Origin of the sequence: Pantoea sp. UBA7232 (assembly GCF_002473195.1) — a bacterium.
GTDB lineage: Bacteria > Pseudomonadota > Gammaproteobacteria > Enterobacterales > Enterobacteriaceae > Pantoea > Pantoea eucrina.
The window spans coordinates 274851-300809 of the sequence record NZ_DKTK01000008.1 but is presented as its reverse complement, the minus strand read 5'-3'; the positions used below and the strand labels follow the sequence as shown (position 1 = coordinate 300809).

At 56.5% G+C, this 25959-nt stretch carries 19 protein-coding genes; 6 read left to right on the top strand and 13 right to left on the bottom strand.

Annotation, left to right across the window (positions count from 1 at the left end; all coding sequences use genetic code 11):
• Positions 1-110 precede the first annotated feature (110 nt).
• On the top strand, positions 111-2036 hold the full coding sequence (locus tag B4056_RS09375) for a methyl-accepting chemotaxis protein (RefSeq protein ID WP_288654492.1): 1926 nt from the start codon (positions 111-113) through the stop codon (positions 2034-2036).
• Between the two features lie 97 nt (positions 2037-2133).
• Here B4056_RS09375 and B4056_RS09370 read toward each other — a convergent pair whose 3' ends face one another.
• The 5 genes from B4056_RS09370 to B4056_RS09350 all read right to left on the bottom strand — a co-directional run bounded on the left by B4056_RS09370 (position 2134) and on the right by B4056_RS09350 (position 10997).
• A complete protein-coding gene (locus B4056_RS09370) occupies positions 2134-4251 on the bottom strand; it encodes a TonB-dependent siderophore receptor (RefSeq protein ID WP_150034828.1) in 2118 nt (705 codons plus the stop codon).
• Between the two features lie 213 nt (positions 4252-4464).
• Positions 4465-5700, bottom strand: coding sequence for an MFS transporter (locus B4056_RS09365; RefSeq protein WP_288654490.1), 1236 nt, complete (start codon positions 5698-5700; stop codon positions 4465-4467).
• A gap of 84 nt (positions 5701-5784) precedes the next feature.
• Positions 5785-8139 carry a GNAT family N-acetyltransferase gene (locus B4056_RS09360; protein ID WP_094111610.1) on the bottom strand — a complete coding sequence of 785 codons (2355 nt, stop codon included), beginning with the start codon at positions 8137-8139 and terminating at the stop codon, positions 5785-5787.
• 1 nt (position 8140) lies between these two features.
• Positions 8141-9433, bottom strand: coding sequence for a lysine N(6)-hydroxylase/L-ornithine N(5)-oxygenase family protein (locus tag B4056_RS09355; protein ID WP_104085642.1), 1293 nt, complete (start codon positions 9431-9433; stop codon positions 8141-8143).
• Positions 9434-9443: 10 nt separating this feature from the next.
• On the bottom strand, positions 9444-10997 hold the full coding sequence (locus tag B4056_RS09350; protein WP_094111612.1) for a pyridoxal phosphate-dependent decarboxylase family protein: 1554 nt from the start codon (positions 10995-10997) through the stop codon (positions 9444-9446).
• A gap of 607 nt (positions 10998-11604) precedes the next feature.
• On the opposite strand from B4056_RS09350, the gene cspE reads away from it, so the two are divergent.
• Positions 11605-11817: a transcription antiterminator/RNA stability regulator CspE gene (gene cspE / locus B4056_RS09345; RefSeq protein ID WP_071668354.1), complete on the top strand. Its 213-nt coding sequence runs from the start codon at positions 11605-11607 to the stop codon at positions 11815-11817.
• Between the two features lie 264 nt (positions 11818-12081).
• Here cspE and yajD read toward each other — a convergent pair whose 3' ends face one another.
• On the bottom strand, positions 12082-12429 hold the full coding sequence (yajD, locus tag B4056_RS09340) for an HNH nuclease YajD (protein WP_065647414.1): 348 nt from the start codon (positions 12427-12429) through the stop codon (positions 12082-12084).
• A 257-nt stretch (positions 12430-12686) separates the two neighbouring features.
• Here yajD and B4056_RS09335 point away from each other — a divergent pair, with 257 nt between their 5' ends.
• Complete coding sequence (locus B4056_RS09335) at positions 12687-12887, top strand: hypothetical protein (protein WP_094111613.1); 201 nt, start codon at positions 12687-12689, stop codon at positions 12885-12887.
• 161 nt (positions 12888-13048) lie between these two features.
• Here B4056_RS09335 and B4056_RS09330 read toward each other — a convergent pair whose 3' ends face one another.
• Positions 13049-14152, bottom strand: coding sequence for an NAD(P)H-dependent flavin oxidoreductase (locus B4056_RS09330; protein WP_288654555.1), 1104 nt, complete (start codon positions 14150-14152; stop codon positions 13049-13051).
• Between the two features lie 431 nt (positions 14153-14583).
• Between B4056_RS09330 and B4056_RS09325 the strand changes: the two genes are divergently transcribed.
• Positions 14584-15870: a methyl-accepting chemotaxis protein gene (locus tag B4056_RS09325; RefSeq protein WP_094111615.1), complete on the top strand. Its 1287-nt coding sequence runs from the start codon at positions 14584-14586 to the stop codon at positions 15868-15870.
• A gap of 30 nt (positions 15871-15900) precedes the next feature.
• Here B4056_RS09325 and B4056_RS09320 read toward each other — a convergent pair whose 3' ends face one another.
• Positions 15901-16974 (bottom strand): acyltransferase family protein, encoded by a 1074-nt coding sequence (locus B4056_RS09320; RefSeq protein ID WP_288654484.1) that lies wholly within the window; start codon positions 16972-16974, stop codon positions 15901-15903.
• A 443-nt stretch (positions 16975-17417) separates the two neighbouring features.
• On the opposite strand from B4056_RS09320, the gene B4056_RS09315 reads away from it, so the two are divergent.
• A complete protein-coding gene (locus B4056_RS09315) occupies positions 17418-19988 on the top strand; it encodes a bifunctional diguanylate cyclase/phosphodiesterase (protein WP_244555229.1) in 2571 nt (856 codons plus the stop codon).
• Here B4056_RS09315 and B4056_RS09310 read toward each other — a convergent pair.
• The 4 genes from B4056_RS09310 to B4056_RS09295 are packed head-to-tail and all read right to left on the bottom strand — an operon-like array spanning position 19983 to position 23979.
• The gene (locus B4056_RS09310) at positions 19983-21314 is read right to left on the bottom strand and encodes an MFS transporter (protein ID WP_071668359.1); all 1332 of its coding nucleotides are present in this window, start codon (positions 21312-21314) and stop codon (positions 19983-19985) included. The two genes, B4056_RS09315 and B4056_RS09310, sit on opposite strands and share 6 nt — an antisense overlap.
• Complete coding sequence (locus B4056_RS09305; RefSeq protein WP_288654481.1) at positions 21307-21942, bottom strand: DUF4286 family protein; 636 nt, start codon at positions 21940-21942, stop codon at positions 21307-21309. Before B4056_RS09305 ends, B4056_RS09310 begins: the two co-directional genes overlap by 8 nt.
• Entirely contained in the window at positions 21935-23284 is a 1350-nt protein-coding gene (locus tag B4056_RS09300; RefSeq protein ID WP_288654480.1) for an amidase, read from the bottom strand. The genes B4056_RS09305 and B4056_RS09300 overlap by 8 nt, the downstream gene beginning before the upstream one ends.
• Positions 23285-23298: 14 nt before the next feature.
• Complete coding sequence (locus B4056_RS09295) at positions 23299-23979, bottom strand: DUF2848 domain-containing protein (RefSeq protein WP_094111835.1); 681 nt, start codon at positions 23977-23979, stop codon at positions 23299-23301.
• A 114-nt stretch (positions 23980-24093) separates the two neighbouring features.
• Between B4056_RS09295 and B4056_RS09290 the strand changes: the two genes are divergently transcribed.
• Entirely contained in the window at positions 24094-24768 is a 675-nt protein-coding gene (locus tag B4056_RS09290) for a GntR family transcriptional regulator (protein ID WP_094111834.1), read from the top strand.
• Here B4056_RS09290 and B4056_RS09285 read toward each other — a convergent pair.
• Positions 24762-25790, bottom strand: coding sequence for a LacI family DNA-binding transcriptional regulator (locus tag B4056_RS09285; RefSeq protein ID WP_094111833.1), 1029 nt, complete (start codon positions 25788-25790; stop codon positions 24762-24764). The two genes, B4056_RS09290 and B4056_RS09285, sit on opposite strands and share 7 nt — an antisense overlap.
• Between the last annotated feature and the right edge of the window lie 169 nt (positions 25791-25959).

The following is a 25959-nucleotide window of genomic DNA, read 5'->3' as shown; positions in this document are numbered from 1 at the left end:
AAAAATAGATATCAAGCTTCTGTGAGCCGTGACGATAGTAAATTGACGGCAGAGCACGCGTACCGCCTCCCTCTGACCTGCATTTCATTATCTCACTAAAGGTGAATTTTATGGGCCTTGCTCACTCCCTCTCAAATATTAAAATCGGAAAGAAACTGGGAGCCGGTTTTATTATTGTGATAGCCGCCTCACTGGCAATCACTGTTATCGCATTTGATTGTTTTCGCAGCATTAAAGATAACTCAGCCCGGCGCACCGTGACGGTTGAGATGGTGAATACGCTCAGTAAAGCACGGCTGAATCGCACTCTGTATCAGTACACGAAAGATGAGCAGTTTGCCGTGCGGAACGTTGAGGCGCTGAAAGAATTTACCGCGCTTTATCAGCGTCTGGAAAGCTTTAGCTGGAACGCAGAGGGGCTGCAGAAAGTGAACCAGTTGGGTGAACTGATGCACAGCTATCAGGATCAGCGCGAAAAATTTATTGCCGCCGCTAAAGAAACCACCACGGCCTTCAGTGTAATTACGCCTGCCGCGCTGATTAAGCTGGCACATCAGCTGGAGTCGCTGAATCGCGGCCTGACGCCAGAGACCGCGCCGCCGGTTATGCAGCTTACGGCGACCCTCTACGATACCGCTAATATTGAAGAGAACTTCCTGAAAAATCCCGGCGAAACCAGCAGAGACGCCATAGCGGATAAATTTATCACCATCACCACCCTGACCGAACTGCTCGACAGTTTTAATCAGGGGGATATCACTACCGCAACGCAGGCCGTGCTGGCCGCGGTCAATCAGCAGCGCCCCGCCCTGGCGCCCTACCTGAACGCTTTTAACAGCGAGAAAAGTGAATCCATCATCCTGACGGGCGCGGCTGAGCGGCTGAATGCGGGCGTGGCAGATATGTTCAGCTATCAGTCGCAGCTTTCTGCCTCGTTTATCAAAGGCGCTGAGTGGCGCATCGCTATCGCTGCCGCGATCTGCGTGGTGCTGAGCCTGCTGATTGCCTGGCGCATTACGCGCAGCATTACGCACCCGCTGCGTGAAACGCTCAGCGCGGCGCAGCGCATTGCCGCAGGCGATCTGACCACGTCGCTGAAAACCACCCGTGGCGATGAGCTGGGAGAGCTGATGCAGGCGGTTGACAGCATGAACCATAGCCTGCAGACGATTATCGCTAACGTGCGCAGCGGCGTCAGCAGCGTGGCGCGCGCCTCCGCAGAGATTGCCGCCGGCAATACCGATCTCTCTTCCCGCACCGAGCAGCAGAGTGCTGCCGTGGTGCAGACCGCCGCGAGTATGGAACAGCTGACCTCTACGGTGAAGCAGAACGCTGAGAATGCGCATCACGCCAGCCAGCTGGCGGCCGACGCCTCCGGCAATGCTGGCCGCGGCGGCGAGATTGTTCGCGACGTGATCGCTACCATGAGCGGTATCAGTCAGAGCTCCGGTAAAATTGGTGAAATCATCAATGTCATCAACAGTATCTCGTTCCAGACCAATATCCTGGCGCTGAACGCAGCGGTTGAAGCGGCTCGGGCCGGAGAACAGGGACGCGGTTTTGCCGTGGTAGCGGGCGAGGTCAGAAACCTGGCGCAGCGCAGCTCCGTGGCGGCAAAAGAGATTGAGACGCTGATCCGTGAGTCACTGGATCGCGTCAGCGACGGCTCAGCGCTGGTGGATCGTGCCGGTACGACAATGAATGATATTGTGCAGTCGGTGACGCAGGTGCGCGACATTATGGGTGAGATTGCCGCCGCCTCTGATGAACAGAACCGGGGCATTTCGCAGATTGCGCAGGCGATGTCGGAGATGGATACCACCACCCAGCAGAATGCGGCTCTCGTTGAGGAGTCTTCTGCCGCAGCAAGCTCGCTGGAGTCGCAGGCGATTGAACTGGAGAAAACCGTGGCCATCTTCCGTCTTTCCGCGGAACAGGAAAATGCCGCCCGGGTTGCTCCGAAGCCCGTGCTGACGCCGTCGCCGGCTAAACCCCGGCCTGTGGCCACAGCGGACGCCAGCTGGGAAAGCTTTTAACCTGCGCCGACCAGAAAAAAGCCCGTAAGCGGATAAACCAGCTTACGGGCTGTATGTTTGCCGGCGTCAGGCTGTACGCCGGCCACCTATTATCCGATCAGAAATCGTAACCCACGGTCGCAACAATTGAGCGCTCAGCGCCCCAGTAGCAGTAGCCCGTGCCGTAGCAGGCGGCGACATATTCCCGGTCGGTGAGGTTATTGGCATTAACCTGTACATAAGCCCCTTTCAGCTGGCTGTTCCAGGCACCGAGATCGGCGCGGACCGACGCGTCAAACAGAGTGGCAGAAGGCAGGCGCCGGGTATTTTCATTATCAGCCCACTGTTTGCCGATGTAACGCACGCCGGCACCCACGCTCAGACCATAGTCAAACTGATATTTACTCCAGAGCGAAGCCATAGAGTTGGGGGTGACATATGGCGTGTGGCCATCGTTGCCATCCACCGAATCTTTATACCGTACGTGACTGAGGGTGTAGTTAGCGATGGTGCTGAGACGCGGCGTCAGCTGGGTATGCGCCTCCAGCTCCAGCCCCTGTGAATGCACTTTACCGGCAGGCACAAAATAAGAACCCTGCACAATACGGTTGCCGACATCTTTCTGCGTAAGATCGTACACCGCTGCGGTGTAGAGATCGGAGGTCCCCGGCGGCTGATATTTCACGCCCGCTTCATACTGCTCTGCGGTAGTGGGTTTCAGCAGGTTGCCGTTCTGGCCCGAGAGCGACTGCGGCGTAATAGCCTGGCTGTAACTCACATAAGGTGAGACACCGTTGTCAAACGCATAAAGCAGCGCGGCACGCCCGCCCACGTGGTCATCCTGACGCCGGTTTTTGGTTGCCCGATCGTAATTTTCGGTCTGCGACACAATACGATCATAGCGGCCCGACAGATCAAGATGCCACTTATCCCAGACCATCTCATCCTGCAGGTAGACGCCGGTCTGATAGTAGTAGCGCTGCGAGCGGGTGAAATTAAACACGTCGTTGGCGCCCACTGAAGCCCCGGTCCGCGCATTCAGCTGGCTGGCGTAGCCGCTTGCGTCATGCAGGTCATTTTTATACTGGTGATATTCCGCGCCCAGCACCACTTTATGGTCTACTGCGCCGGTGGCGAAATCTGCTTCCAGCTGATTATCGATCGCGTACGCTTTCAGCGATGAGCGCGAGCCGGAGTAGTAGCGGTTCAGCAGATCTGAACTGTTCCCTGTCCAGCCGATTTGATACACCTGATCGAGATCGACGTTTGAGTGAGAGTAGCTGGCATTAGAGCGGAACGCCCAGGTGTCATTAAAGCGGTGGGCAAATTCGGCGCTGTAGATCTGCTCGCGGCGTTTGAACTGGTCGAGTGAGCTCTGGCCGTCGTAGAAGCCATTGCTCAGCTTATAGCCGTTGTGTTCGGTGATGCTGCCCTCACCCGGCACCGCGCTGTGGTAGCCGCCTGACGGATCTTTCTGCAGATAGGCGCGCAGCAGCAGCGAGGTATCTTCCGACGGCTGCCAGAGCAGCGAGGGTGAAATCGCATATTTCTCCTCCCGCGTGTGTTCGTACTGGGTATCGCTGTTGCGCGTAATACCGGTCAGGCGGAACGCCAGCTGATCGTTCAGCGCATCGGTGTAGTCAAAGGCGGCTGAGCTGGTGTTGTTGTTACCCGCCGAGAGACGGAAATGCCCTTCCTGCCGGAACTGCGGACGTTTTGACGTCTCCATCACCAGCCCGCCCGGCACCGTCTGACCATAAAGCGCAGATGAAGGACCTTTAATCACATCGATACGCTCCAGGAACCAGGGATCAACCTGCAGCACGTTATAGCTGCCGGGATCGCTCATGAGTCGCAGGCCATCCAGGAAGACATTGTCGACATCGCCACCGTGGAAGCCGCGCAGTGATACCGTATCGTAACGCGACGCCGCACCGGCGAAGTTTGTAAAGGCGCCTGCGGTATAATTCAGCGCCTGATTTACGCTCATCGCGCCCTGATCTTCCATCTGCTGACGCGTCACCACTGAAACGGCCTGACCGGTAGTGATCAGCGGGCGATCGGTTTTAGTCGCGCCCTGGCTGGTTTTCGCCGTATAGCCGGTGGTGGGAGTCGTAGCCGTTTCAGCCGGCTGCGCGGTGACAACCAGAGTCTCAGCTGCATACAGCAGCGGTGATGCAGATAATGCGACGGAGCAGAACAGAACAGAACGCTTCAGAGTAAAAGGCACTCGCATGGTTAATTCCCTTAAAAACACGCAGTTCTCTCCGGTGCAGCCGGAGAGCCGATGGATGCCAGAGGCAATAGTAATGCTAATATTAATGAGAATTATTATCTTTTTGATAGTGGCATTTCAAGATGTGTCTGCAGTTAAATTTTCTGCCGGAAACCGGTTAAAAAGTGGGGGAATGGCTGAAAAGCGAGCCGCAGCTCGCTTTAGATAAATGCGTCAGGCCTGCTGCAGCGCGGGCTGCCGCCGCCGGTTTTCACGCAGAAATGCGCGGATCAGCCCCAGCCAGAGCAATCCGCAGGCCAGATTAATCAGGCTAAAGCCGGTACTGTAAAAGCTAAAATAGGCGTATTTTGCCGCTTCAATGCCGAGTGCAAAAATCAGAATTGTTACCATACCCACCATCGCTGCCACGCTGCCCTTGCCCGCCTGGCTGGAAAAAAGCGTCATACGATAGAGTCCGGCATTAACCAGTCCGGTGCCAAAACCGTAAAGGCTGAGGCCGGCGGTCAGCCACAGATAGCTGTGCCGATCGACTATGGTCGCGACTGCCGCCAGCGCAAGACCCGCTACCACTGGCCAGGCTCCCAGCTGCAGCGGTCGCTGGATCGGCAGCCGGCTGCTGAGGCGCCCCAGCGTCAGGTTACCGGCGATCATCGCCAGAAACACCGGCAGCTGCAGCAGCGCATACTCCATACGGCTCAGGCCGGCATCGTGCATCAGAATAACCGGCGACAGCGCTACCCAGGCGAGGCAGGGAATGGTCACCAGGCCGATTGCCAGCGAGCCGCGCATAACCTGGCGATCGCGCAGCAGCTGCCAGTAACCCCTGCCCAGCGCGCCGGGAGAGATCGAGCGCGTACGATCCCCTGCGGTTTCCGGCATAGTGCACCACAGGCCCAGCAGGGCCAGCGCCGTCACGCCGCCGAAGAGCCAGAACAGGGTGCGCCAGTCGCTGATAGTCAGAAAAGCGGCCCCGGCCAGCGGCCCGGCCAGCGGAGCCAGCAGCGCGACGTTTGCCATCAGCGCCATGATCTTCACGCTCAGCGCTTCACTGAACGCCTCCTGAATAGCGGCGTAGCCTACAGAGCCGATAAAGCACAGGCTGACCCCCTGCAGAAAGCGCAGCAGTACGAACTGCTCAATGCTCTGCACCCAGTGGGTGGCAATGCAGGTCAGCATAAAAAAGGCGACGCCGCTGAGCAGCACCGGACGCCGCCCGATGCGATCGGAAAGCGGCCCCAGCAGCCACTGCAGCATCATACCGCCGATCAGATAGGCGGTTAGCGAAGCGGAAACCCACTCAGGTCCGGCACCAAACTCCTCAGTGACCAGCAGCATGCCGGGCTGGATCATGTCATGCGCGATATAGGTGGCGAATTCAAACAGTACCAGCGAGAGCGGAAAAATTATGCGGCGGCGCGTGAGCTGCGACACCGGTTCATATAGGGCCATTACCGATCCTTACCCGTTTCAGAATGATAAAAAACGCGGTTGCCGGAGCAACCGCGTCACAGATGTCAGCCAGCGAACGCCTTATCAGCGCCAGCGGGCAATCGGGTTATCCAGCGTACCGGCAAACTTGAGATTTTCCGCCGGGTCGGTGAGGTTAATCATCTGCTGATTATTCGCCAGCTGCAGCCGGTTAAGGCAGGAGCGGGTAAACGCCGGGGTAAACATATCAAAGCGTGCAAATTTAGCTGCCAGCTGCGGATGCGCCTGCTGATACTCTTTCACGCACTGCGCTACCGCCTGCCAGAACTGATCCTGCGACAGCGTACCGGCGTCGTGCAGAATGGCGCTGATAAAGCGGAAAATGCAGTCGAATACGTCGGTAAAAATCGACAGTAACTTGAGATCGTCCGGCACATCCACTGCCAGTCGGCTCACTTTTTCCGGCAGCTGCGCGTCCGGATCCATGACGGCAATCTCTTCACCAATATCTTTCATGTAGGCGCTGACCGGCACATTATTCTCCAGCAGCACGATCAGGTTTTCGCCGTGGGGCATAAACACTAAATCGTGCTGGTAGAAGCAGTGCAGCAGCGGGCTGAGATAGCAGTTCAGATAGCGCGCCACCCACTCTTTTGCCGGCAGGCCTGAGTCAGCGATCAGCGCTGGTAACAGCGCCTGCTGGTGGTGATCAACATGCAGGAGTGCGGCCATCGTCATCAGGCGCTGACCCGGCTGCAGGCGGGCTGCCGGATTATCCCGCCACAGCGCAGCAAACATCTTTTTATAGGCGGAATCGCCGCTGATGGCCTGCTCGTAGTAACGGTTGTGATAGCCCACCGCCGCAACCTCCCGCAAAATACGGAAATCACAGCGCTGCAGCCACGCATCCCTGCTGACCAGCTGTTCCAGCCACTCGTTAATCGCGGGCGTGGTCGCCATATAATAGGGTGAGAGACCGCGCATAAAGCCCATGTTAAGCACCGACAGCGCGGTTTTGACGTAGCGCTTCGCGGGCTGACTGCGGTTAAAGAAGGTGCGGATCGATTGCTGCGCCTGATAGCGATCGTCGCCCTCGCCGAGCCAGACGATATCCTGCTGAGCAATATCGGCCGCGAATACTGTCAGCAGTTTGTTTTGCCACTGCCACGGATGCACCGGCATCAGGATATACTCATCCGCATTCAGCCCGCGCGCGCTCAGCTGCTCTGTAAACCGCGCCAGAGTCTCCGCGCCCAGCTCATCACGCATCAGCTGCTCATAACTCAGCGTACTCAGACTGGAAAAATGGGCGTTGCGCTGATGTACCGCAACCCAGATAAGCTGGACCGGTGCGGCGGCCTCTGGCGCAAAAGCGAGATAATCGCGGGCGTCAAAACCAATGCGGCCATTATTGGCGACAAAACAGGGGTGCCCCTCGGTCATTGCCGCCTCAATGGTCTGGAAATCAGCGTGCACCAGAGCCTGCGCATCCGGATTCTGCTTCTGCAGCTTATAGACGCTGCTGCTGAGCGTGCTGCTGATCTCTTCCATATAGGTTGCCAGCAGCGCCTGCGGAATGCCGATTTGCTGATTAAACTCCACGATAAACTGCAGCGCATCCAGCGTCAGCGGCCGGCCATTTTCCTGCTTCAGCAGTGACGCGGCGTCAATATTCCAGTGGTCCAGCGCCAGACGTTCTGCGCGGAACTGATAATGTGCTTCGCCGCCCGGTACGGCCAGCGTATAGCAGCCTGCGCCGTTTTCAACGGGCGTAACCAGCTTTTCGTGGGCAAACTCGCTTATCGCTTTGCGGATCAGCATCCGGTTTGCCTGTGCCCAGTTATCGCCCGTAAGGTGGGATCCTGTCAGCAGCGCAGAGGGGGTGTTCATGGTCAAAATATCCTGCTCCAGAGCCTGTTGATAATCTTCCCGCTGGCAAAACGCCAGCCAGGCGGTTTTATGCCCGAGATCGAGCGTGTGCTGATAGCGAAAGCCGGCCCGTTTATTCAGCCGGTGAATTTTCTCATTGCGTACGTCAGGCTCCACCACCACGCGTCCGACCTGCGGCAGACTGAACAGGTATCCCATGGCAACGGTAAAGACCTGCCAGCTGAACTGCGGAATGGGTGTGCTGGCGGGCGCAATCAGAATATGCATCCCGTAATCATCGGGCGCGGCCGGATAGAACCGTCCGATTTCATCCTCGCTGGCGCGGTAGCACTCCATCAGAAACACCGGCTGCCCTTCACAGCAGCCAATCAGGGCGGCGTGGGGATTATTTGCGGTCAGCCCGTGATAAAAAGCGGCGACCTGCTCCAGGGTGTCGTTCTGCATGCCCCAGAAACGGGCGTAGTCGCGCGTTACCCAGCTGTGGATCAGTGCGGCATCGGCGGCCTGCATCGGGCGCAGGCTAAAGGTGCCTGCCGGTCGCTGAACGCGGTAAATCATCTCTGTGCTCATGTCAGCGCTCCGTCTGTGCCGGGAAAGTCTGAAACGCGATCTGCCGCTCTACCGGATAAACTTCGCGTCCGGTAATTTCGCGTAAAATAACGGAGTTGCGATAGCAGGCCATGCCGAGATCCGGCGTCACAAAACCGTGCGTATGCAGCTCTGCGTTTTGCACAAAGATTTGATTGTGATGATCGATGCTGTAATTACGCTGCACATCGTAGCGCCCCTGCTCGTCCCAGCGCAGCCGCTGACTGATGCCTTCGATAAACATCGGCGGACGGTAGTGATAGCCGGTTGCCATCACCAGCCCTTCGGTACGACGGGTAAAGGCGCACTCCTGCTCCTGCTGCCAGAGCGAGAGTTCAAACTCCCCTGCCGGCAGCCAGCGCAGATCGGTCAGCGCTGAGTGTGTGAAGAGATTGACGTCGAGCGGGCCGTCGAGCTGTTTGACGTACATCAGATCATAAATATCGTTGATCAGGCTGCTGTTGATACCTTTATAGAGATTCTTGTGGTCTGCATTCAGCCGGTCGCGCTTCGCCGGCGGCAGCGCATGAAAATAGTCCACCCACTCCGGTGAGGTCATCTCCAGCGTCAGCTTGGTGTACTCCAGCGGATAGAAGCGCGGCGCACGGGTGATCCAGTTCAGCTGATAATCAAACCGGTCGATATCGCTGAGCAGGTCATAGTAAATTTCAGCCGCGCTCTGACCGCTGCCCAGCACGGTGACAGACCGCTTCTGCTGCAGCTCTGCTTTGTTTTTCAGATAGTCGCTGGAGTGCGTAATACGCTGACGATGCGGCTGACTGCACTCCGGGAGCCAGGCCACCGGACCGGTGCCGAGGATCAGATGACGCGTCAGCCACTCTTCGGTCGCGCCGCTCTGACTATTCACCGCCTGAACGCGATAAACCGCCCGCTCCGCATCATAACTTACGTACTCAACGTGACGGTTCCAGCGCAGGTTACTGAGGCGCTCGCAGGCCCACTGGCAATACTGGTTATACTCTTTACGCATCAGGAAAAAATCTTCCCGGATGTAGAATGAGTAGAGTTTTCCTTTCTCTTTCATGTAATTCAGCAGGCTGTAAGGGCTGGTGGGGTCAGCCAGCGTCACCAGGTCGGCCATAAATGGCGTCTGCAGGTGTGCGCTTTCCAGCATCATGCCGGTGTGCCAGTCAAAACCCGCATTCTGATCGAGAAATACGCCGTTGAGTCCCTCTACCGGTTCGCTGAGACAGGCCAGTCCAAGGTTGAACGGGCCGATACCGATGCCTATAAAATCGTAAACGGTGTTATTCATAACAGAGTTCTCACTGATTTGCCGCGTGGAGCGCGGTCGTGCGCAGCTGTTCGCGCCCGTAATGCGCAACCAGGTTAATCACCTCTTCCAGATCTGCCGCGGTGGTGGCAGGATTTAACAGGGTGAATTTCAGATACTGCCGGCCGTCGACTTTCGTGCCTGCCACAATTGCATTGCCGGAACGGAACAGCGCCTTGCGGATCGCAGCGTTGATATCGTCGAGCTGCGGGCCGCTGAGCGACTGGCGCGGCACAAAGCGGAAGATTTGCGTGGTGAGTTCTGGTGCGTGCAGCACCTCGATTGCCGGATGCGCGCGCAGCAGCTGATGCGCACGCTGTGCAAGGTCAATCAGCGAGTCAAACGCTTCACCCAGCGCGGCCGGGCCCATGACGCGCAGCGTCAGCCACATCTTCAGTGCATCAAAGCGACGCGTGGTCTGAATACTTTTGTTGACCAGGTTTGGCGTCCCTTCCTGCTGCGCGCTCAGTGGATTGAGGTAGTCAGCATGGTGCGTAACATGTTTCAGATGGTCTTTGTTACGTACAAAGAACGCCCCGCAGCTTACCGTCTGGAAGAACGATTTGTGGTAATCAACGGTGACTGAGTCTGCCTGTTCAATACCGCGCAGACGCTGGCGGTGCTGTTCTGAAACCAGCAGACCACAGCCATAGGCGGCATCAACGTGCATCCATAATCCATTGCGCTGACACAGCGCGGCGATCTTTTCCAGCGGATCGATGCTGCCAAAATCGGTGGTGCCGCTGGTTGCTACCACCGCAATCGGGATCAGCCCCTCTTCGCGGCAGCGCTGGATTTCGTGCTCCAGCATACCCGCATCCATACGGTAATCGGCATCATGGTCAACCGGCACAACGGCATCGTAGCCCAGGCCGAGGATCGCCATCGATTTCTGGATACTGAAATGACTCAATTTAGACGTGAATACGCGCCACTTACCGGCGGTTTCAGGCAGGCCGCGATATTTGATCAGATGCCCCGGATGATGCGCCTCGCACCAGCTGTCGCGAGCCAGCAGCATTGCCATCAGGTTTGACTGCGTACCACCACTGGTGAAAATACCGTCCGCAGCGGCGGGCAGGCCGATACGCTCCAGCGTCCAGTCGATAACTTTTTGCTCAATTAGCGTACCGCCGGCACTCTGATCCCAGGTATCGACAGAACTGTTGACGGCGGCCATCACCTGCTCTGCCATTAGCGACGGCAGGACGACCGGGCAATTCAGATGCGCAACATATTTAGGATGGTGAAACCAGACCGCATCGCGCAGATAGAGCTGAGACAGCTCGGCCAGTGCAGCTTCGTTATTGCCCAGTGGAGAATTAAGATCCACACTGCGGAACTCGTTTGCCAGCTCGTGCGGCAGAATACCGCTAAACGGCTTTTCTACGCCCTGCACCGTCTGGGTCAGTAGCTTAAGCACCTCCTGCGTCTGTCCGGCCCAGGCATCAAGCTGACGATCGTTAAAAAGCCAGCTCTCCGGCGCGCCTGACTGCGGCTCAGAGGTTACGATTGGTAATGATTGCGCAGATGAACGTGTAAACATAATCCTTTCCTGTTACTAAAAATCTTTAAATCCTGCTGACAAATAAGACAACAGGTGTCATAGGCTCTGTTGCTTCTGCAAAAATCTAAAAAATAATAATTTATATATATCATTAACATACGCCATCATTTGGCATACGTGGGCAGACCTGTATAAGTCGGCCTTAAAATTTGAATGAGATTATAAATGATAATTATTATCATTCAATAGGGTAATTTCAGTAAATTTTACATCAGCGTTTCTGAAGGATGAATTTGTGATCTTTGTCACAATTCCGTTTGAGGCGTATAAAAATACCTCTTTCACTATGTGGTTTTCCGCCTCCCGGATGATGACCGGGAGGTAAAACGTGGTGCAGGGCTTATCTGGCGGAGGCATTAAAGAGGATGTAATATAAGTGTTGCTAAACCGGAACAGGTGTGGCTTAATAGCGTCATCGGTTTGGAATACAGACCTTATGAAGCAGTTTTAGTAAAGCAGTCCTCAGTTCAAGTGTTATCCACAGATACCCCTTCTTCATGAGCCTCCTCCTAAGTGCCCAATAAGTAACGCTCTGATACAGGCCACCATCGCCATAGTTTATGGCTCATCAATTAAGGAAGTATCTATGTCTAACAAAATGACTGGTTTAGTAAAATGGTTCAACGCAGATAAAGGTTTCGGCTTTATCACTCCTGAAGATGGCAGCAAAGACGTGTTCGTACACTTCTCTGCAATCCAGAGTGACAGCTTCAAAACCCTGGACGAAGGCCAGAAGGTCTCTTTCACCATCGAGAATGGTGCTAAAGGTCCAGCTGCTGCTAACGTTACCGCACTGTAAGCTGCGCTGACGATCGGCAGCGCTTACGATAGCGATGAAGACAGTAGTCTGAGCAGTTAAATGCTGCTGATAAAAAAACCCGCCTTGTGCGGGTTTTTTTGTGCGCGCGTAACCGGGCTAAAAAGAGCCCGACACCCGGCAGGGCGTATCGGGTTGGCACAAGCGCCAGTGAAATTCGCGACTTAGAAAAGTACGCAAACGCACTATAACACAGGTTTCCCGCCGTCTCATTTTACTGACCTGTAAATGTGTGTGGCAGCGCTGCTACTTCTTCTTGCTGATAAGCGATTTCAGATCGGCAAACGGGTTATATGTCGCGGCACCCACTTCATCCTGCGCATCCTCTCCCGCCACCACTCGCGTACCGTACTGATCGGCTTCGGTATATTTTGAATGTTCATGATCGTGGCAGTAGAGACAAAGCAGCTCCCAGTTGCTGCCATCTTCCGGATTGTTGGTATGATCGTGATCGATATGGTGTACCGTCAGCTCGCGCAGGTTTGAGTAAACGAACTCCCGCGCACAGCGCCCGCACACCCACGGATAAATTTTAAGTGCTTTCTCACGGTAGCCGCTCTCCAGCCGCGAGTAGTTTTTCGGAATAACTGCCATTAATGTATGCCTGTACTTAGCGTGATTATTTCAACGATCAGCAGGCTAGCCCGATTGTACGTTGATAGCAAGCAGCACGTTTTTTTAACGAACCGCCAAGTTAAAAAGACGCCTTAGCGGGCAATAAAACATGGCTCAGATCTATATTTAAAATTTATTTTCTCTATGGCATTATATATACCAGCAATCATTGCTGTAACGTATTACTGCCTGCGGCTTTGTGCTGACTGGCATATTTTATCTGTGGAGAAAACCTGGTGAAACCGGTTGATGTACAACCTATTAACGACATTAATCAGGCGATAGGACGCGCCGTGACTACCCTTATTGCAGCGGGGGTGCCCGTTGAAAAATATGCCATTCTGGCGGAGTTACAAGAGTCTGAAGCGCAGGCTATTGATGGCGTTAAGAAAATTTATGGTGAAGCCATTCAATTTATATCAGTCCAGATGAGTTAATAGTTTATCTCCGGATATCTTACCTGCGCTAAATAAGCGCAGCGGTAAAATTATCGCTGCGCTTATTTGCTGTCCCACCCGTTTTTTTTATTTAATCAGCAGATGTCCGAAACGCAATCGCGTTTATAATGCATTCCTGCCACGTTATAAAGACGACCGTTCTACGCATTAGCCGGGCTACCCTGACCAGAGGCAGCATGCCACTCTGTGACCAGCTGCCGGATGAGTTCCGCCGCCGGCAGTTCGCGTACCAGTGCCGCTCCCTCTCCCGCCCAGTATGCCCCAAACCCCGCCTCGCCCTGCGCCAGCGCAGCCTTAGCCAGCGCCTTACCCAGTGAATAAGCCAGCGGATAAGCAGGGATCTCGGTGCGGGGGATATCGCGTGTAATAGTGCAGAATGCGTTGCGCAGCGCGCGCGCTTCACGACCGGAAATTGCCGCAGTCATGGTAGTACCCGTTACAGCGGCATGCCGGAGCGCCTGACGCCAGGCGGGTGCAGTAGCGGATTCAGGGCAGAGAAGAAAAGCGGTACCGGCCTGTACGCCGCTGGCACCCAGAGCCTGCATTGCTGCGATTGCTGCACCGTTCATGATCCCGCCTGCGGCAATCACCGGCAGCGTAACCCGCGCACAGATGGCCTGTACCAGCGTCAGCGTGGAGAGCTGATGATCCTCCTCATCGACGGCAAAACTGCCGCGATGGCCACCTGCTTCATAGCCCTGCGCCACAATCATATCCACTCCCTGCTGCGCGATCGCTTCCGCTTCCGCCACGCTGGTGGCTGTTGCCAGGGTCACTATCCGGCAGGCTTTCAGCCGTCGCAGAGTATCCGCCGGTGGCAAACCAAAATGAAAACTCACGACCGCCGGACGCGTTTCCTCAATGACCTGCAGCACCGCTTCATGACCGCAAAAAGTGGGATAGATCTCCTCCAGATTCACGGGAACCTGAGCGCCGAGAGCAGCAAAACGATCGGCGAAACGTGCTATCCACGCCTTTTCGACTACGTCGTTGCGCAGGGCGGGCGGATGGCAAAACAGATTGACGTTAAAAGGCTGCCGGGTAAGCGCCTGAGTCTGCCGTATAAGGCGTGCAGCCTCTTCCGCAGAGGAGGCGCCCAGTCCCAGCGAGCCAAGCGCACCGGCATTGCTGACTGCAGCAGCCAGTTCCGGAGTTGAAACGCCTGCCATCGGGGCCTGGATAATCGGATAGCGCAGATTTAATTCTTTACACAGGGATGTCGTCATCGCAAAGCTCTCCGTCAGTAGCTGCCATTCTGCTTATCCGCTCTCTGTAGCAGAGGTAACCTATATTTTATTTGCATCTTTAACAATCAGCCTGATCCACTCTGCTGCAGCGACATATTGCCTGACAGCGCAGCACCCGGCTGATTTCAGACCGCTGACGGTAAAATCCCCCCGCTGCGTTTTAATTAGAAAATTTACTCAGTTTTTGTTTTCCGCCGTCGATAACATATATTCAGCACCACATTTATTGCCAGCACCGGGAATCTGAACTTCAAAAAAATCCCCCTGACTGATGCCCGTTTACGCTTAACGGCTGCCGGCGCTCAGGACAACATGGAAATCGGGGGGAAACATCCGGCGCGGCACAGGCTCTGCGCTGAATGAAATTACGCGACCCTTTGTAAGGCGATCGCGCTACTTAACTGCACACTATCTGACAGAGGTCATCTATGTTTGGGGTGAAAACTTCACGCCTGGCGCTGCCGTTCAGCCACAGCGCCAGCGTTCATCGTGATATCAATGCTATCAGACAGCATGTTGCCTGGATTGAATTTACGCCGGAGGGTGAAATTGTTGATGCTAACGCGCTGTTTCTGACGCTGACGGGGTATCAGCTGCAGGAGATCCAGGGCCAGCACCATCGCCTCTTCTGTTCACCGCTTTACAGTCAGACAGCGGGCTATCGCCGTTTCTGGCAAACGCTGGCGCGGGGTGAGTCAATCACCGGCATTTTTGAGCGCTTCGATCGTCAGCAGCAGCGTTTCTACCTGAGCGCGACCTACTTTCCGGTCAGCGATGATAAAGGCCGGGTGTATAAGGTGATCAAAGTCGCCAGCGATATCACCGCGCGCCATCAGGAGCTGGAGCATAAAGAGGCGGTTATCACCGCGCTGGATCGCTCCATGGCGGTGATTGAATTTACACCTGAGGGCGAGATCCTCAGCGCCAACGCCAATTTTCTGCAGCATATGGGGTATAGCAGTGAAGAGATTGTTGGTCAGCATCACCGACTGTTCTGCTATGACGATTTTTATCACGCTCAGCCCGATTTCTGGCAAAAAATGGCGCGCGGGCAACATTTTGTCGGTCGTTTTGAGCGTAAAACCGCCAGCGGTGAGCGCATCTGGCTAGAGGCGAGCTATAACCCGGTAGTGGATGCGGATGGGCGGGTCTATAAAGTTATTAAAATTGCCTCTGATATCACCGCGCGCGTGGAGGCCGCAAAGCGTGTGGCAGATATAGCCCTCACCACGTCAGGTGAAACGTCGCAAATCACCGACAACGCCAACGACGTTCTGGACGAAACCGTACGCAATTCAGGTCTGGTGGCCCAGCGGGTTAATGCTGCGACGGAAATTGGCGTTCAGCTTAATGCGTCTGCCAGAAATATTGGCGAGGTGGTTAACACGATTAATCTCATCGCGTCACAAACAAATATTCTGGCGCTGAACGCCGCCATTGAGTCTGCGCGTGCCGGTGACGCAGGCCGCGGCTTCAGCGTGGTTGCCGCTGAAGTACGTCGTCTGGCTGCTTCCACCGCTGCCGCGACCCGGCAAATTACCGAAGTGGTGCAGCAAAACAGCCTGCTGATAAAAGAGATGTATCAGCAGCTGGATGAGGTGCGTGAGTTTGTCGTAGCTGAGCAGGAAAAAATCGGCATGCTGTCGCGCAGCCTGCGGGAAATTAACAGCGGCGTTCACGAATTTGTTAACGTTATCCATCGCCTGGATGTCTGAAACCAGCGGGAGGCTTTCGCCTCCCGCCCGCTACTCTATGCCGCTGCCTGCGGCCGGTGCGACCGGCTGCCGTTTTTTCTGCAGCGCCCGGCGCAGCGCCGGCTCCGCGTAGCGGGTAATGACATACGCAACACCGGCCAGCACGATAACCATTACCGGCGGCATGATCATCATGACGGTGTCACTTTTGACATAGCGGTTAAGCTTAATCAGCATCGCAATCATCAGGTTTTCATGAATCAGATAGAGCGCATAACTGACAAAGCCCATAGCGGTAAAGAGTCGCAGCGAAAGAAAGTGCTGGATCCGCTGCAGCCTGAAGCTGGCGATGAAAAACAGCAGCATCGCTACCAGCGGCACCAGCGCGAGTGCCCCGCTGTTTTTCACGTAATAGCTAAAGTTGATCAGCAGCGCAACGGCTACCAGCAGATAGTGGTAGCGCCTGTCACGCCCGTGCAGACGCTCGTAGACCAGACAGCCCACCATAAACCAGGCGTAATGAATAAATCCCAGTTTGGAGATGATATCCACCAGCAGCGGATAGCCGAGTGACTTAATGACTAACGCACCGGAAAGTAACAGCATCGGTAAAATCAGCGCCGGCAGGCAATATTTACGTCCCGCAGTGAAATAGACAGCGCCGATAATCAGATAAAACAGGGCTTCAACATAAAGCGACCAGAAAGAACCCGCCATAGAGTGAAACGAAATGCCGGTCAGCTGCGTCAGCGTTTCCGGATTAATAAACAGCAGACCCGGCAGCAGATTTTTCACATAGGGGGTCATAAGAGACCACTCCGGAAAAAATCCGCCGGCCAGAAAAAGCAGCAGGCTGGCAATAAGCATCGCCGGGAAGAGCCGCAGCCAGCGCTTCTGCAGAAAGCCCGAATAGCTCTCCGATCGGTCAAGCGTCATAAAAATAACAAAGCCCGAGATCATAAAAAAGAGCTGTACTCCAGCCCAGCCAAAAGAAAAGAGCGGCAGATGCTGAGTGGTGGCGACATAAGGCAGCAGTTCTGGCCAGCGCGCCCAGGCGTGATAGGCGATAACCATCAGAATAGCCAAACCGCGCATACCGTCGAGGTGAGTGATACGAGCCTGCATGATGTTCTCAGTGACAATAATAAATAGACATAAGTCAAATTAACATTGACGCAGATTTACATTCAATAAGGCTTATTCCTATTAAGATTAAATTTATATTAAGTAAACAGCAAAATGTTATAAAAATTTCTGGCTACCCATTCCGGGTATTTGATACCTCTGCTATGCCTGCAGAGCTGGCTATACTTGAACCTGAGCACTGAAACGCCCATTTATTCAGGTCCGTTTATTACATATCACCCGACATATTCAGTTTTACTGCCTGCATCTTTTTATGCACCAGCTCTCCGGCAGGGCTGTCACAGCGCAACATCACGTTCACGCATCAGGTTTTGCCAGCCTGTGCCGATAACCTGAACATACTTTTGTAATGTCATTTTAACTGGCGTATTAAGCCTATGATAGCGAAGACCTCTCTTGTCGATTCTCCCACACGCGGGCAAATGCGTGGTCTGATCCGTCAGCCTATGATGATGATGGTACTGCTGATCCTGCTGGCATTTGCCGGGGCGTTTATCAGCCTGATATTTATCGCCAGCGATTTAAACCGCCAATCCGATCGCCAGCAATCTTTGCTGCTGGACAAAGCACTGCAGACGCGGCAGGCGGTCATGCAATTTCACCTCTCTGATAACGCCGAGTGGGGCGAGGCGTACCAGAATCTGCATCGTACGCTGAATCGCAGCTGGGCATGGGATAATCAGAATCTTGGCGCCTCGCTGTTTGATACCTTTGCCTATGAGGGGGTATTTGTTATCTCACCGCAGGATGAAACGCGCTACAGCGTAATCCGTGGGCAGCCGGAAGAGAGAACGCTCTCTCTCTGGCTGGGCGCCGATCCCCTGCCCCGGATTAAAACGCAGCTGCAGGCGAGCGCGGGTAAAGCGATCAGCGACTACGTGCTGGCAAAGGGGCAGCTCACACTCTACAGCGCGGCGTGGATCACCCCAGGAGGCGACCGCAGCGTAACGGCGCTGCCTGGTCCGCCTTCGCTGATGATTTTCACCGATCGCCTGACGCCACAGAAGCTGCTTAAGCTGGGTCATGAGTATGGTATTCAGAACCTCCATCTGGATACCTCGCCTGCCGGCCAGCCAGCCTCTCCCGCTCTGCTGCTCTCCGTGGGTGACAAGCGCGTTGCGCTGGTCTGGCGCAGCGCAAATCCTGGCGGCGCGCTGCTGACCGGATTGCTGCCTCTGCTGGTGCTGATTATGCTGCTCTCACTGTTTACCGCGCTGATGCTGATGCGCAGCGCGCTGCGTAAAGCGCAGCTTAATGATGAGAGCGCCTGGCTACTGGGACAGAGCCAGCTCGCCCTGAGCGCCAGCGAACGACGCTTCCGTGACATCGCCGAAACCACTACGGACTGGATCTGGGAAATGGACAGCCAGCTGCGCTTTGTCTGGATTTCAGGGCGGTTTCCGGTCGTCACCGGTTTCAGCAGTCAGGAGTGGATACAGCGTACGCTGGCGGATTTTCTGCTGGATTACGCGAAATATCGCAGCCGTCTGACGCTGTTTCAGCAATCCGGTGGTCAGTTGACGCTGACCGGTTGCCGCTACCGCTCCGCGCAGGGGCACGTGCGCTACTGTAACCTGACGCTGAAAGAGGTGATGCTGACCCAGGGCGTCAGCGGTTTCCGCGGCAGCGCTACGGATATCACGCTCGAGTATGAGGCGCAGGCGCGGGCGCACTACCTCTCCCATTTTGATGAGCTGACCGGGCTGGCTAACCGGGTGCAGATGCAGGAGTTTCTGACGGGCAAACTCAGCCTGCCGTCCGATCCGCAACATCGCCTGGCGATTATCATGATCGATCTGGATAAATTTAAGCCGGTCAACGATATCTACGGTCACACCGCAGGCGACAAAGTTCTGCATGAGGTATCGGACCGAATCCGCGCCTGTCTCGGCAGTCACGGACTGGCGGCACGCCTGGGGGGCGATGAGTTTGTGGCGATCCTGCCTGAAATGAACAGCCGCGATCGTATTATCGCGCTGTGTCAGCAGCTGATAGCACGTATCAACGATGCGTTTGAGGTGTGTGACAACACGCTGCACATTGGCGCCAGTCTCGGCATTGCGCTGGCGCCGCAGGACGCCGATAACGCCAGCGATCTGCTGCGTTATGCCGATATCGCGCTGTATAAGGCGAAAAACAGCGGACGCAATCAGTGGGTCTTTTTCGATCGCGATATGGAAGAGAAGATTGTGCAGCGCCGCGAGCTGGAGCATGAGCTGCGCGATGCGATTAACAGCGAGCAGCTGGCGCTGGTTTACCAGGCGCGCTATGAGCTGGCAGCCGGACAGGTTACGGCAGTTGAGGCGCTGGTACGCTGGCAGCATCCGCGGCTGGGTCTGCTGATGCCCGATCAGTTCATCCCACTGGCGGAAGAGACCGGCCTGATTGGCGCGCTGAGCGACTGGGTGCTGCTGCGCGCCTGCAGCGATATTGTTAAGTTTGAGCCGACGCTCTCTGTGTCAGTTAATATCTCAGCGACGGAACTCCAGAATGATGCGCTGCCGTCACGTATTGCCCAGGTGCTGCAGCTCAGCGGCCTGCCCAATCACCGGCTGGAGATAGAAGTGACGGAAAACGCGCTGCTGAGCGATCCGGAGAAAACGCTGGCGACGATGCAGGCGGTTAAAGCGCTCGGCGTAAAATTCCTGATTGACGATTTCGGCACCGGTTACGCCTCGCTCTGCTATCTGCGCGCGTTTCCGTTTGATGGCCTCAAGATCGATAAATCGTTTATTTTCCCGCTGGGTGAATCCCCGCAGGCGCGTCAGGTAGTAGAAAATATGATTGGGCTGGGTAAAGCCTATTCACTGTCGGTTACGGCTGAAGGGGTGGAAACTCCCGGACATATGGCGCAGCTGCAGGCGCTCTCCTGCGACGCGGTACAGGGTTACTATATCGGACGTCCGGGTCCGCTGGCGCAGATTGCGATGGTGCTGCCGGAAGATAGTCCGATGCGGAAAAATGCGGCGGTCCCTCGCCAGCGACATTTATAGCGGTTTATGCGCCGTCTCTTTCGCTTTCCACAGGGCAAGCAGCGTGATCAGCAGCGCCAGCGACACGTAAAGTGATACCCAGAGCGTGCTGCCCGACTCACGGTAAAGCGAGGTAATGATCAGCGGCGCGAAGCCGCCGCCGATGATACCGGCCAGCGTATAGGCGAGCGAAGAGCCGGCGTAGCGGACGTGGCCGGGAAACTGTTCGGTCACGAAAGCCGCCTGCGGACCATACATAATCGCATGGATCAGTAACCCGACGATTACCGCCAGCACAATCAGTACCGGCTGCGAGCTGTCGAGCAGAACAAAAAAGACAAAGCTCCAGATCACGCCCAGCAGTGCGCCAGCGATATAGACCGGGCGACGCCCCAGCCGATCGGATAAAGCACCAAACATCGGCACCGTAATCGCATTGCCGATGGCGCCGAGCATAGTCGCCAGCAGCGCTACCGGACGCGGCAGCTCCAGCACCGTGGTGACGTAGGTCAGCGTAAAGACCACCACCAGCGCATACAGCACGTCAGATCCGATGCGTGAGCCACCGGCAATCAGCAGCGCGCGCGGATGATGGGTAAACACCTCTTTAAGCGGAGCCTGCGTGGTTTTATCTGCCTGTTTCATCGCCTTAAAGGTGGGTGTCTCATCCACGCCGCGGCGCAGCCACAGCCCAAACATCACCAGCAGCAGGCTGAGCAGAAAGGGTATACGCCAGCCCCATGCCTGAAACGCCTCGCCGCTCAGTGACAGGGTCACAAGCGTAATAAAGCCGGTGCCGATCAGCGTACCGCACGACGGCCCTACCTGCGCAAACGAGGCGTTACGCCCGCGCTTGCTGGCGTCACCATGCTCCATCGAGAGCAGCACCGCACCGGCCCATTCCCCGCCCAGCGCTATGCCCTGAATAAACCGTAGCGCAACCAGCAGCACCGGACTCCAGATCCCCCAGCTGGCGTAGCCGGGCAGCATACCCATCAGCGCGGTCGTGACGCCCATGATCACCAGCGTGGTGACCAGCACCGCTTTGCGCCCGGCCACGTCGCCAAGATGCCCAAAGATAAAGCCGCCTACCGGACGGGAGACATAGCCAACGGCATACGTGGAGAACGCCAGAATGGTGCCGACCAGCGGATCGAAGCTGGGGAAAAACACATGGTTAAACACCAGCGCCGCCATGATGTTGTAGACGGTAAAATCGTACCACTCCAGCGCCGTACCGATAGAGCTGGCGGCTGCCAGCCGCCGGGTTTTGCTGGCGCCCGTAGCGGCAGAGTGCGTGACGTCAGGCTGTGAAACCTGTGACAGTGCAGAGTCATTATTACTCATAGGAGATCTCCTGTCGGGTAAGCTGCCAGCTCAGCGCGTAGCGCTCTGCATCAGCATGGAAAGTCTGCGCGGCCATAGCAGCCAGCGTGACAGAGGCGGTTTCATCAGCGCAGTGCAGCAGCAGCATGGCGTGCATCGGACGATCGGCATCGGTTTCGCGCGGCAACGGCGTGCTGAGTGACACATCCGGCGTCAGCAGGCAGGAGGAGATATAGCCCGGCACCTGCGGCAGCTGCTGCTGCCACGCCTGCAGCGCCGTGCCTTCAGCGTCTGCGGGCAGGGTCAGAATAGCGAGATGCGCGCCCTGACCCCGGCCATGCCGGTGTGTCACTGCGCAAACCCGTCGCTTCGGATTAATCATCCGGTTGAGATTAGTGACTGACCATTCCGTCTGGCGCGTAAAGGCGGCATGGTAGGCGGCGCTGGTAAAAGTCTCCAGCGATGCAGTTTCATAAAGCCCCAGATAGCGGCGCGCTGCCGCTACGGCACGATAACGCGTACCGCTGAGAAAGCCTTCGATGGCGACGCGCTCTTCAACATGTTCATGGTCATACCATTGGTTAAAATCAGCATCATCTTCGGGTGCCACACTGGTGGCGACAAACAGCATACCGTGGGGATTATTCATGATGTAAACCTCGTTGCAGGGCAGATTCGGCAGCAGCGGCCCAGCTAAGCAGCGCTGCATCCTGGTTGTGAACTGACGCCAGCATCAGGCCGGCAGGTGCCTCGCCGGGCGTATGGCAGGGCAGTGAAATGGCGCAGCCATCCAGCATGTTGATGACGCTGGTGTTGCGCAGCATCAGCAGGTTGACTTCGCGGTAGCGCTCTTCATCATCCAGTTCGGCAATGGTGGGTGCGATCAGCGGCACGGTGGGCATCAGCAGCGCGTCAAAGGGCAACAGGAAATCGCTGACCTGCTGCTGCCACGTCCGGCGCAGCTGATACAGCTGCTCCGCATCCTGCGCCGTCAGCGCGCTGCCGCGCCGGATCCGCAGCAGCACCTGCGGATCGTACTCTGCCGGGGCTCTCTCCACCCACGCCTGGTGCCACTGCCAGGCTTCATACGCGGTGATACCGCCGCGCGCGTTAAGGGTATCGAGCTCGTTCAGCAGAGGCATCGGCTGCTCTGTCAGCGTCACACCCGCCTCGCGCAGTATCCTGAGCGCGCGCTGCCAGGCAGCGCTGACGCCCTCATCCAGACCGTCGAGCACGCGGGTTTGAGGAATAAGAAAATGTGCGTCAGCCAGACTGCGCGGCCCGAGCGTCAGCGGTGCATCGGCGATAACGCTGTCCAGCAGCCAGCAGCTCAGCACGTCATGAGCAATCGTCCCGATACTGTCGAGCGACGGTGCCAGCGGCAGCGTGCCCCGCTGGTCAATACGGCTGGCGCTGGGCTTAAAGCCGGTCAGACCGCAGAGTGCGGCCGGAATACGTACTGAGCCGCCGGTATCCGTGCCTGCGGAGCCAGCTGACATACCGTCCGCAACCGCGACCGCCGCACCGGATGATGAACCGCCCGGAATGCGTTTTTCCTGCCGCCGCCACGGGTTGGCAGGCGTGCCGTAATGCGGATTAATGCCCAGACCGGAAAAGGCAAATTCCGTCATAGTGGTTTTCCCTACGATCACGGCGCCCGCCTGCAGCAGACGCTGCACAACAGTGGCGTCTGCCGCCGCCGGAGAAAAACCGGGCAGCCGTGATCCGGCCAGCGTGGGCATACCTGCGACGTCAAACAGATCTTTAATACTGACCGGCACACCATCGAGCGGTGAGCGTGCTGCACCGCGCGCCCGGCGCGCATCGGCAGCGATCGCCTGCTGCTGCGCCTGCTCCGCCCATACCTGAGTAAACGCGCGCGCGCCCTCGCCCTGCTCCGCCTGAATCGCCGCCAGCGCCTGTGCCGTCAGCGCCACTGACGTGGTCTCCCCAGCCTGCAGCTGCTGGCTCGCCTGCCATAAGGTTGTCATAAGGCGCGTCTCCATCAGGCAATCACCGGCAGAGTGGAGAGGGAGTAGCTGTGCTCCAGCGTGCGGTTCAGCACCGGGTCGTGCAGCGCCATGCGAAACGCCGCGGCGGGACGAATACCGCCAATAGCCGATAATGTGCCGCAGGAGATCGCAAATCCCTCCTCTTCAGCCGTTTTACCTGAGAAGCGCGCAATCAGCTCCAGCGGAGAGAGGAGTGCATCAAGCGTGCCGGACTGGTAGGTGACCCAGTCGCCGTTTTCCATTATCCAGGCACGCAGCTCCAGCCGATCCCAGTGCGCGGCAACCTCCGCCATGCGCCAAGCCTGCTGCGCGACTGGCTTCACACATACCTGTTTTGAGAGCGCCACGCTGAAGGTTTCCAGATGGCGATCGGTGTGGTCAGAGATCAGCGAAACCCAGCACTCTCCCTGGTGAAAAAAGACAAACGGCTCAGCCTCACCTGACGTCTGCTCTCCCACCACTTCCGCATTCTCATGCTGGCTCAGCAGCGTCGGCGTAGCGCGATAGAACAGCGGTACTGCACCAGGAGCGGGCACACCCAGCGCCTCCAGCTCACGGATATGGTGCAATACGGCTTCCCGATCGCGCCCGGCCCAGCCCGCAATGACCAGTCGGTTGATGGTGACGTCCAGCGACAGGGGCGGGTTTTCCTGCGTGTTGAAACGTAGCTGCATGGTCGGTTCTCCTGACTTGAAATGACTGTGAAATTTCACTGTGATTTCAAAGTAGCCATTTTCATGCCAGGTTTTTGTGTAATATGTCTCAGTACCCAAAAAAGGATGTGCGCAATGAGTGATGTAATGGCTGAAAATGTGAACCCGCAGGCGAAGGGAAAGACGCTTTCATTAAATGAGCGCGCCTATCTGGCGTTTAAACATCGCCTGATCACGCTGCGCTATAAACCCGGCGACTATCTGAACACGGCGCAGGTGATGGAAGATCTGCAGATGGGCCGCACGCCGGTTAATCAGGCGGTGCACCGGCTGGCGACGGAGGGCCTGCTGCAGATCATTCCCCGTAAAGGTGTGATGGTCTCGCCGCTCTCTATTGATGATGCGCTTGAACTGATTGAGGTCAGGCTGGTGAATGAAGCGCTATGCGTCAGGCTGGCTGTGGTGCGCATCAGTGACGCGCAGATTGCTACGTTGCGTCAGCTCAATCAGCAAATCGCACATGCCGGTGCGGCGCATGAAAGAGAGACGATGATGCTGCTGGATCGGGAATTTCATCAGGTGCTGGCGGAGATCGCCGGAAACCGGCGTCTCACCGATATTCTGAGCATTATTCATGCCCAGGCACAGCGCTTCTGGGCAACCACGCTCTCCAGCGTCCGGCATATGGAAGAGGTGATCGCCGAGCATGAAGCGATTATCGTGGCGCTGGAGCAGGGTGACGTGCAACAGGCGGAAGCGGCGACGCGGGTACATATTCTCTCTTTCCGTCAGGCGCTGCTTAATCACTGAGTCGCGCGGGATAGCCAGGGACCTGCCGCCAGGGATTCACGCCGGATAAGCGTGCCGGTGTGCGGCGCGCCTGGCCTGATATCGCCGCCGTCGAGCATGGCGACCAGACGGGCGATGGTTTCATGGATCATCTCTGTCACCGGCATTTTCACGCTCGACAGCGCCGGAAGGGTATAGGGTGCCAGTGGAATATCATCAAATCCCACCACCGCCACCTGCTGCGGCACGGCAATCCCCCGGACGGCCAGCGCCCTGAGTGCGCCAATCGCCATTTCATCATTGCTTGCCACCACCGCGCTGAAGCGGACGTGCTGCTTCAGCAGCTGCTCAATAGCCATGACGCCCTGTTCCGCCTGCCAGCGCCCTTCCACCACCCGTGCCGAATCGAACGCAATGCCATGCTTCGACAGCGCCGTCTGATAGCCCGCCAGACGCTCGCGTCCGGTAGGCGAATCAAGCGATCCGGTGATAAACGCAATCTCGCGATGACCCAGCAGAATAAGCTGCTCAACGGCTGCCGCGCTGGTGGCGTGCTGATCGGCAAAAATGCAGTAGCTGGTATGCTGACGCAGGCGGCGGTTGATGACCAAAATCGGATGCCGGTGCTGAGCAATAATGCTGTCCATCTCTTCGATGGAAAGAAAGCGCGGATAGATGATGACGCCATCGCAGCGCAGATCGAGCAAGAACTCAATGGCGGCCCGCTCTTCTGCCGCGCTGTGTTTGCCGTCCACCAGCAGCAGCTGGCGCCCCTGCTGTTCAAGCATGCGCGCTGAATGCTGCATCATCTCGGTAAAGTAGCTGCCGCTATAGAGCGTATTGGTAATGACCAGCCCGATTGTCTGGCTGGAGCGCGTCGCCAGATTACGCGCCAGCAGATTGGGCCGGAAGCCGGTTTCAGCGATGGCCGCATACACTTTTTCCCGCGTATCCTGGCTGACATAGCCGTTACCTGACAGAACACGTGACACTGTCGCTTTTGAGACACCCGCGCGTTTCGCTACTTCGGTGATAGTGGTCATAATCTGCCTGTTTAAGCTCTCCTGCGCTGAGTTTACCTAAGTATCGGGACAGGCAAAGAAATTTATCTTTTGTCCAGCCGGGCGAGATCCGATCTGCGTCACAATTGCAGATATTAAATTTTAATTATCTTGCCTGAACATAATTCACATCTCATGATTTTGTGAAACC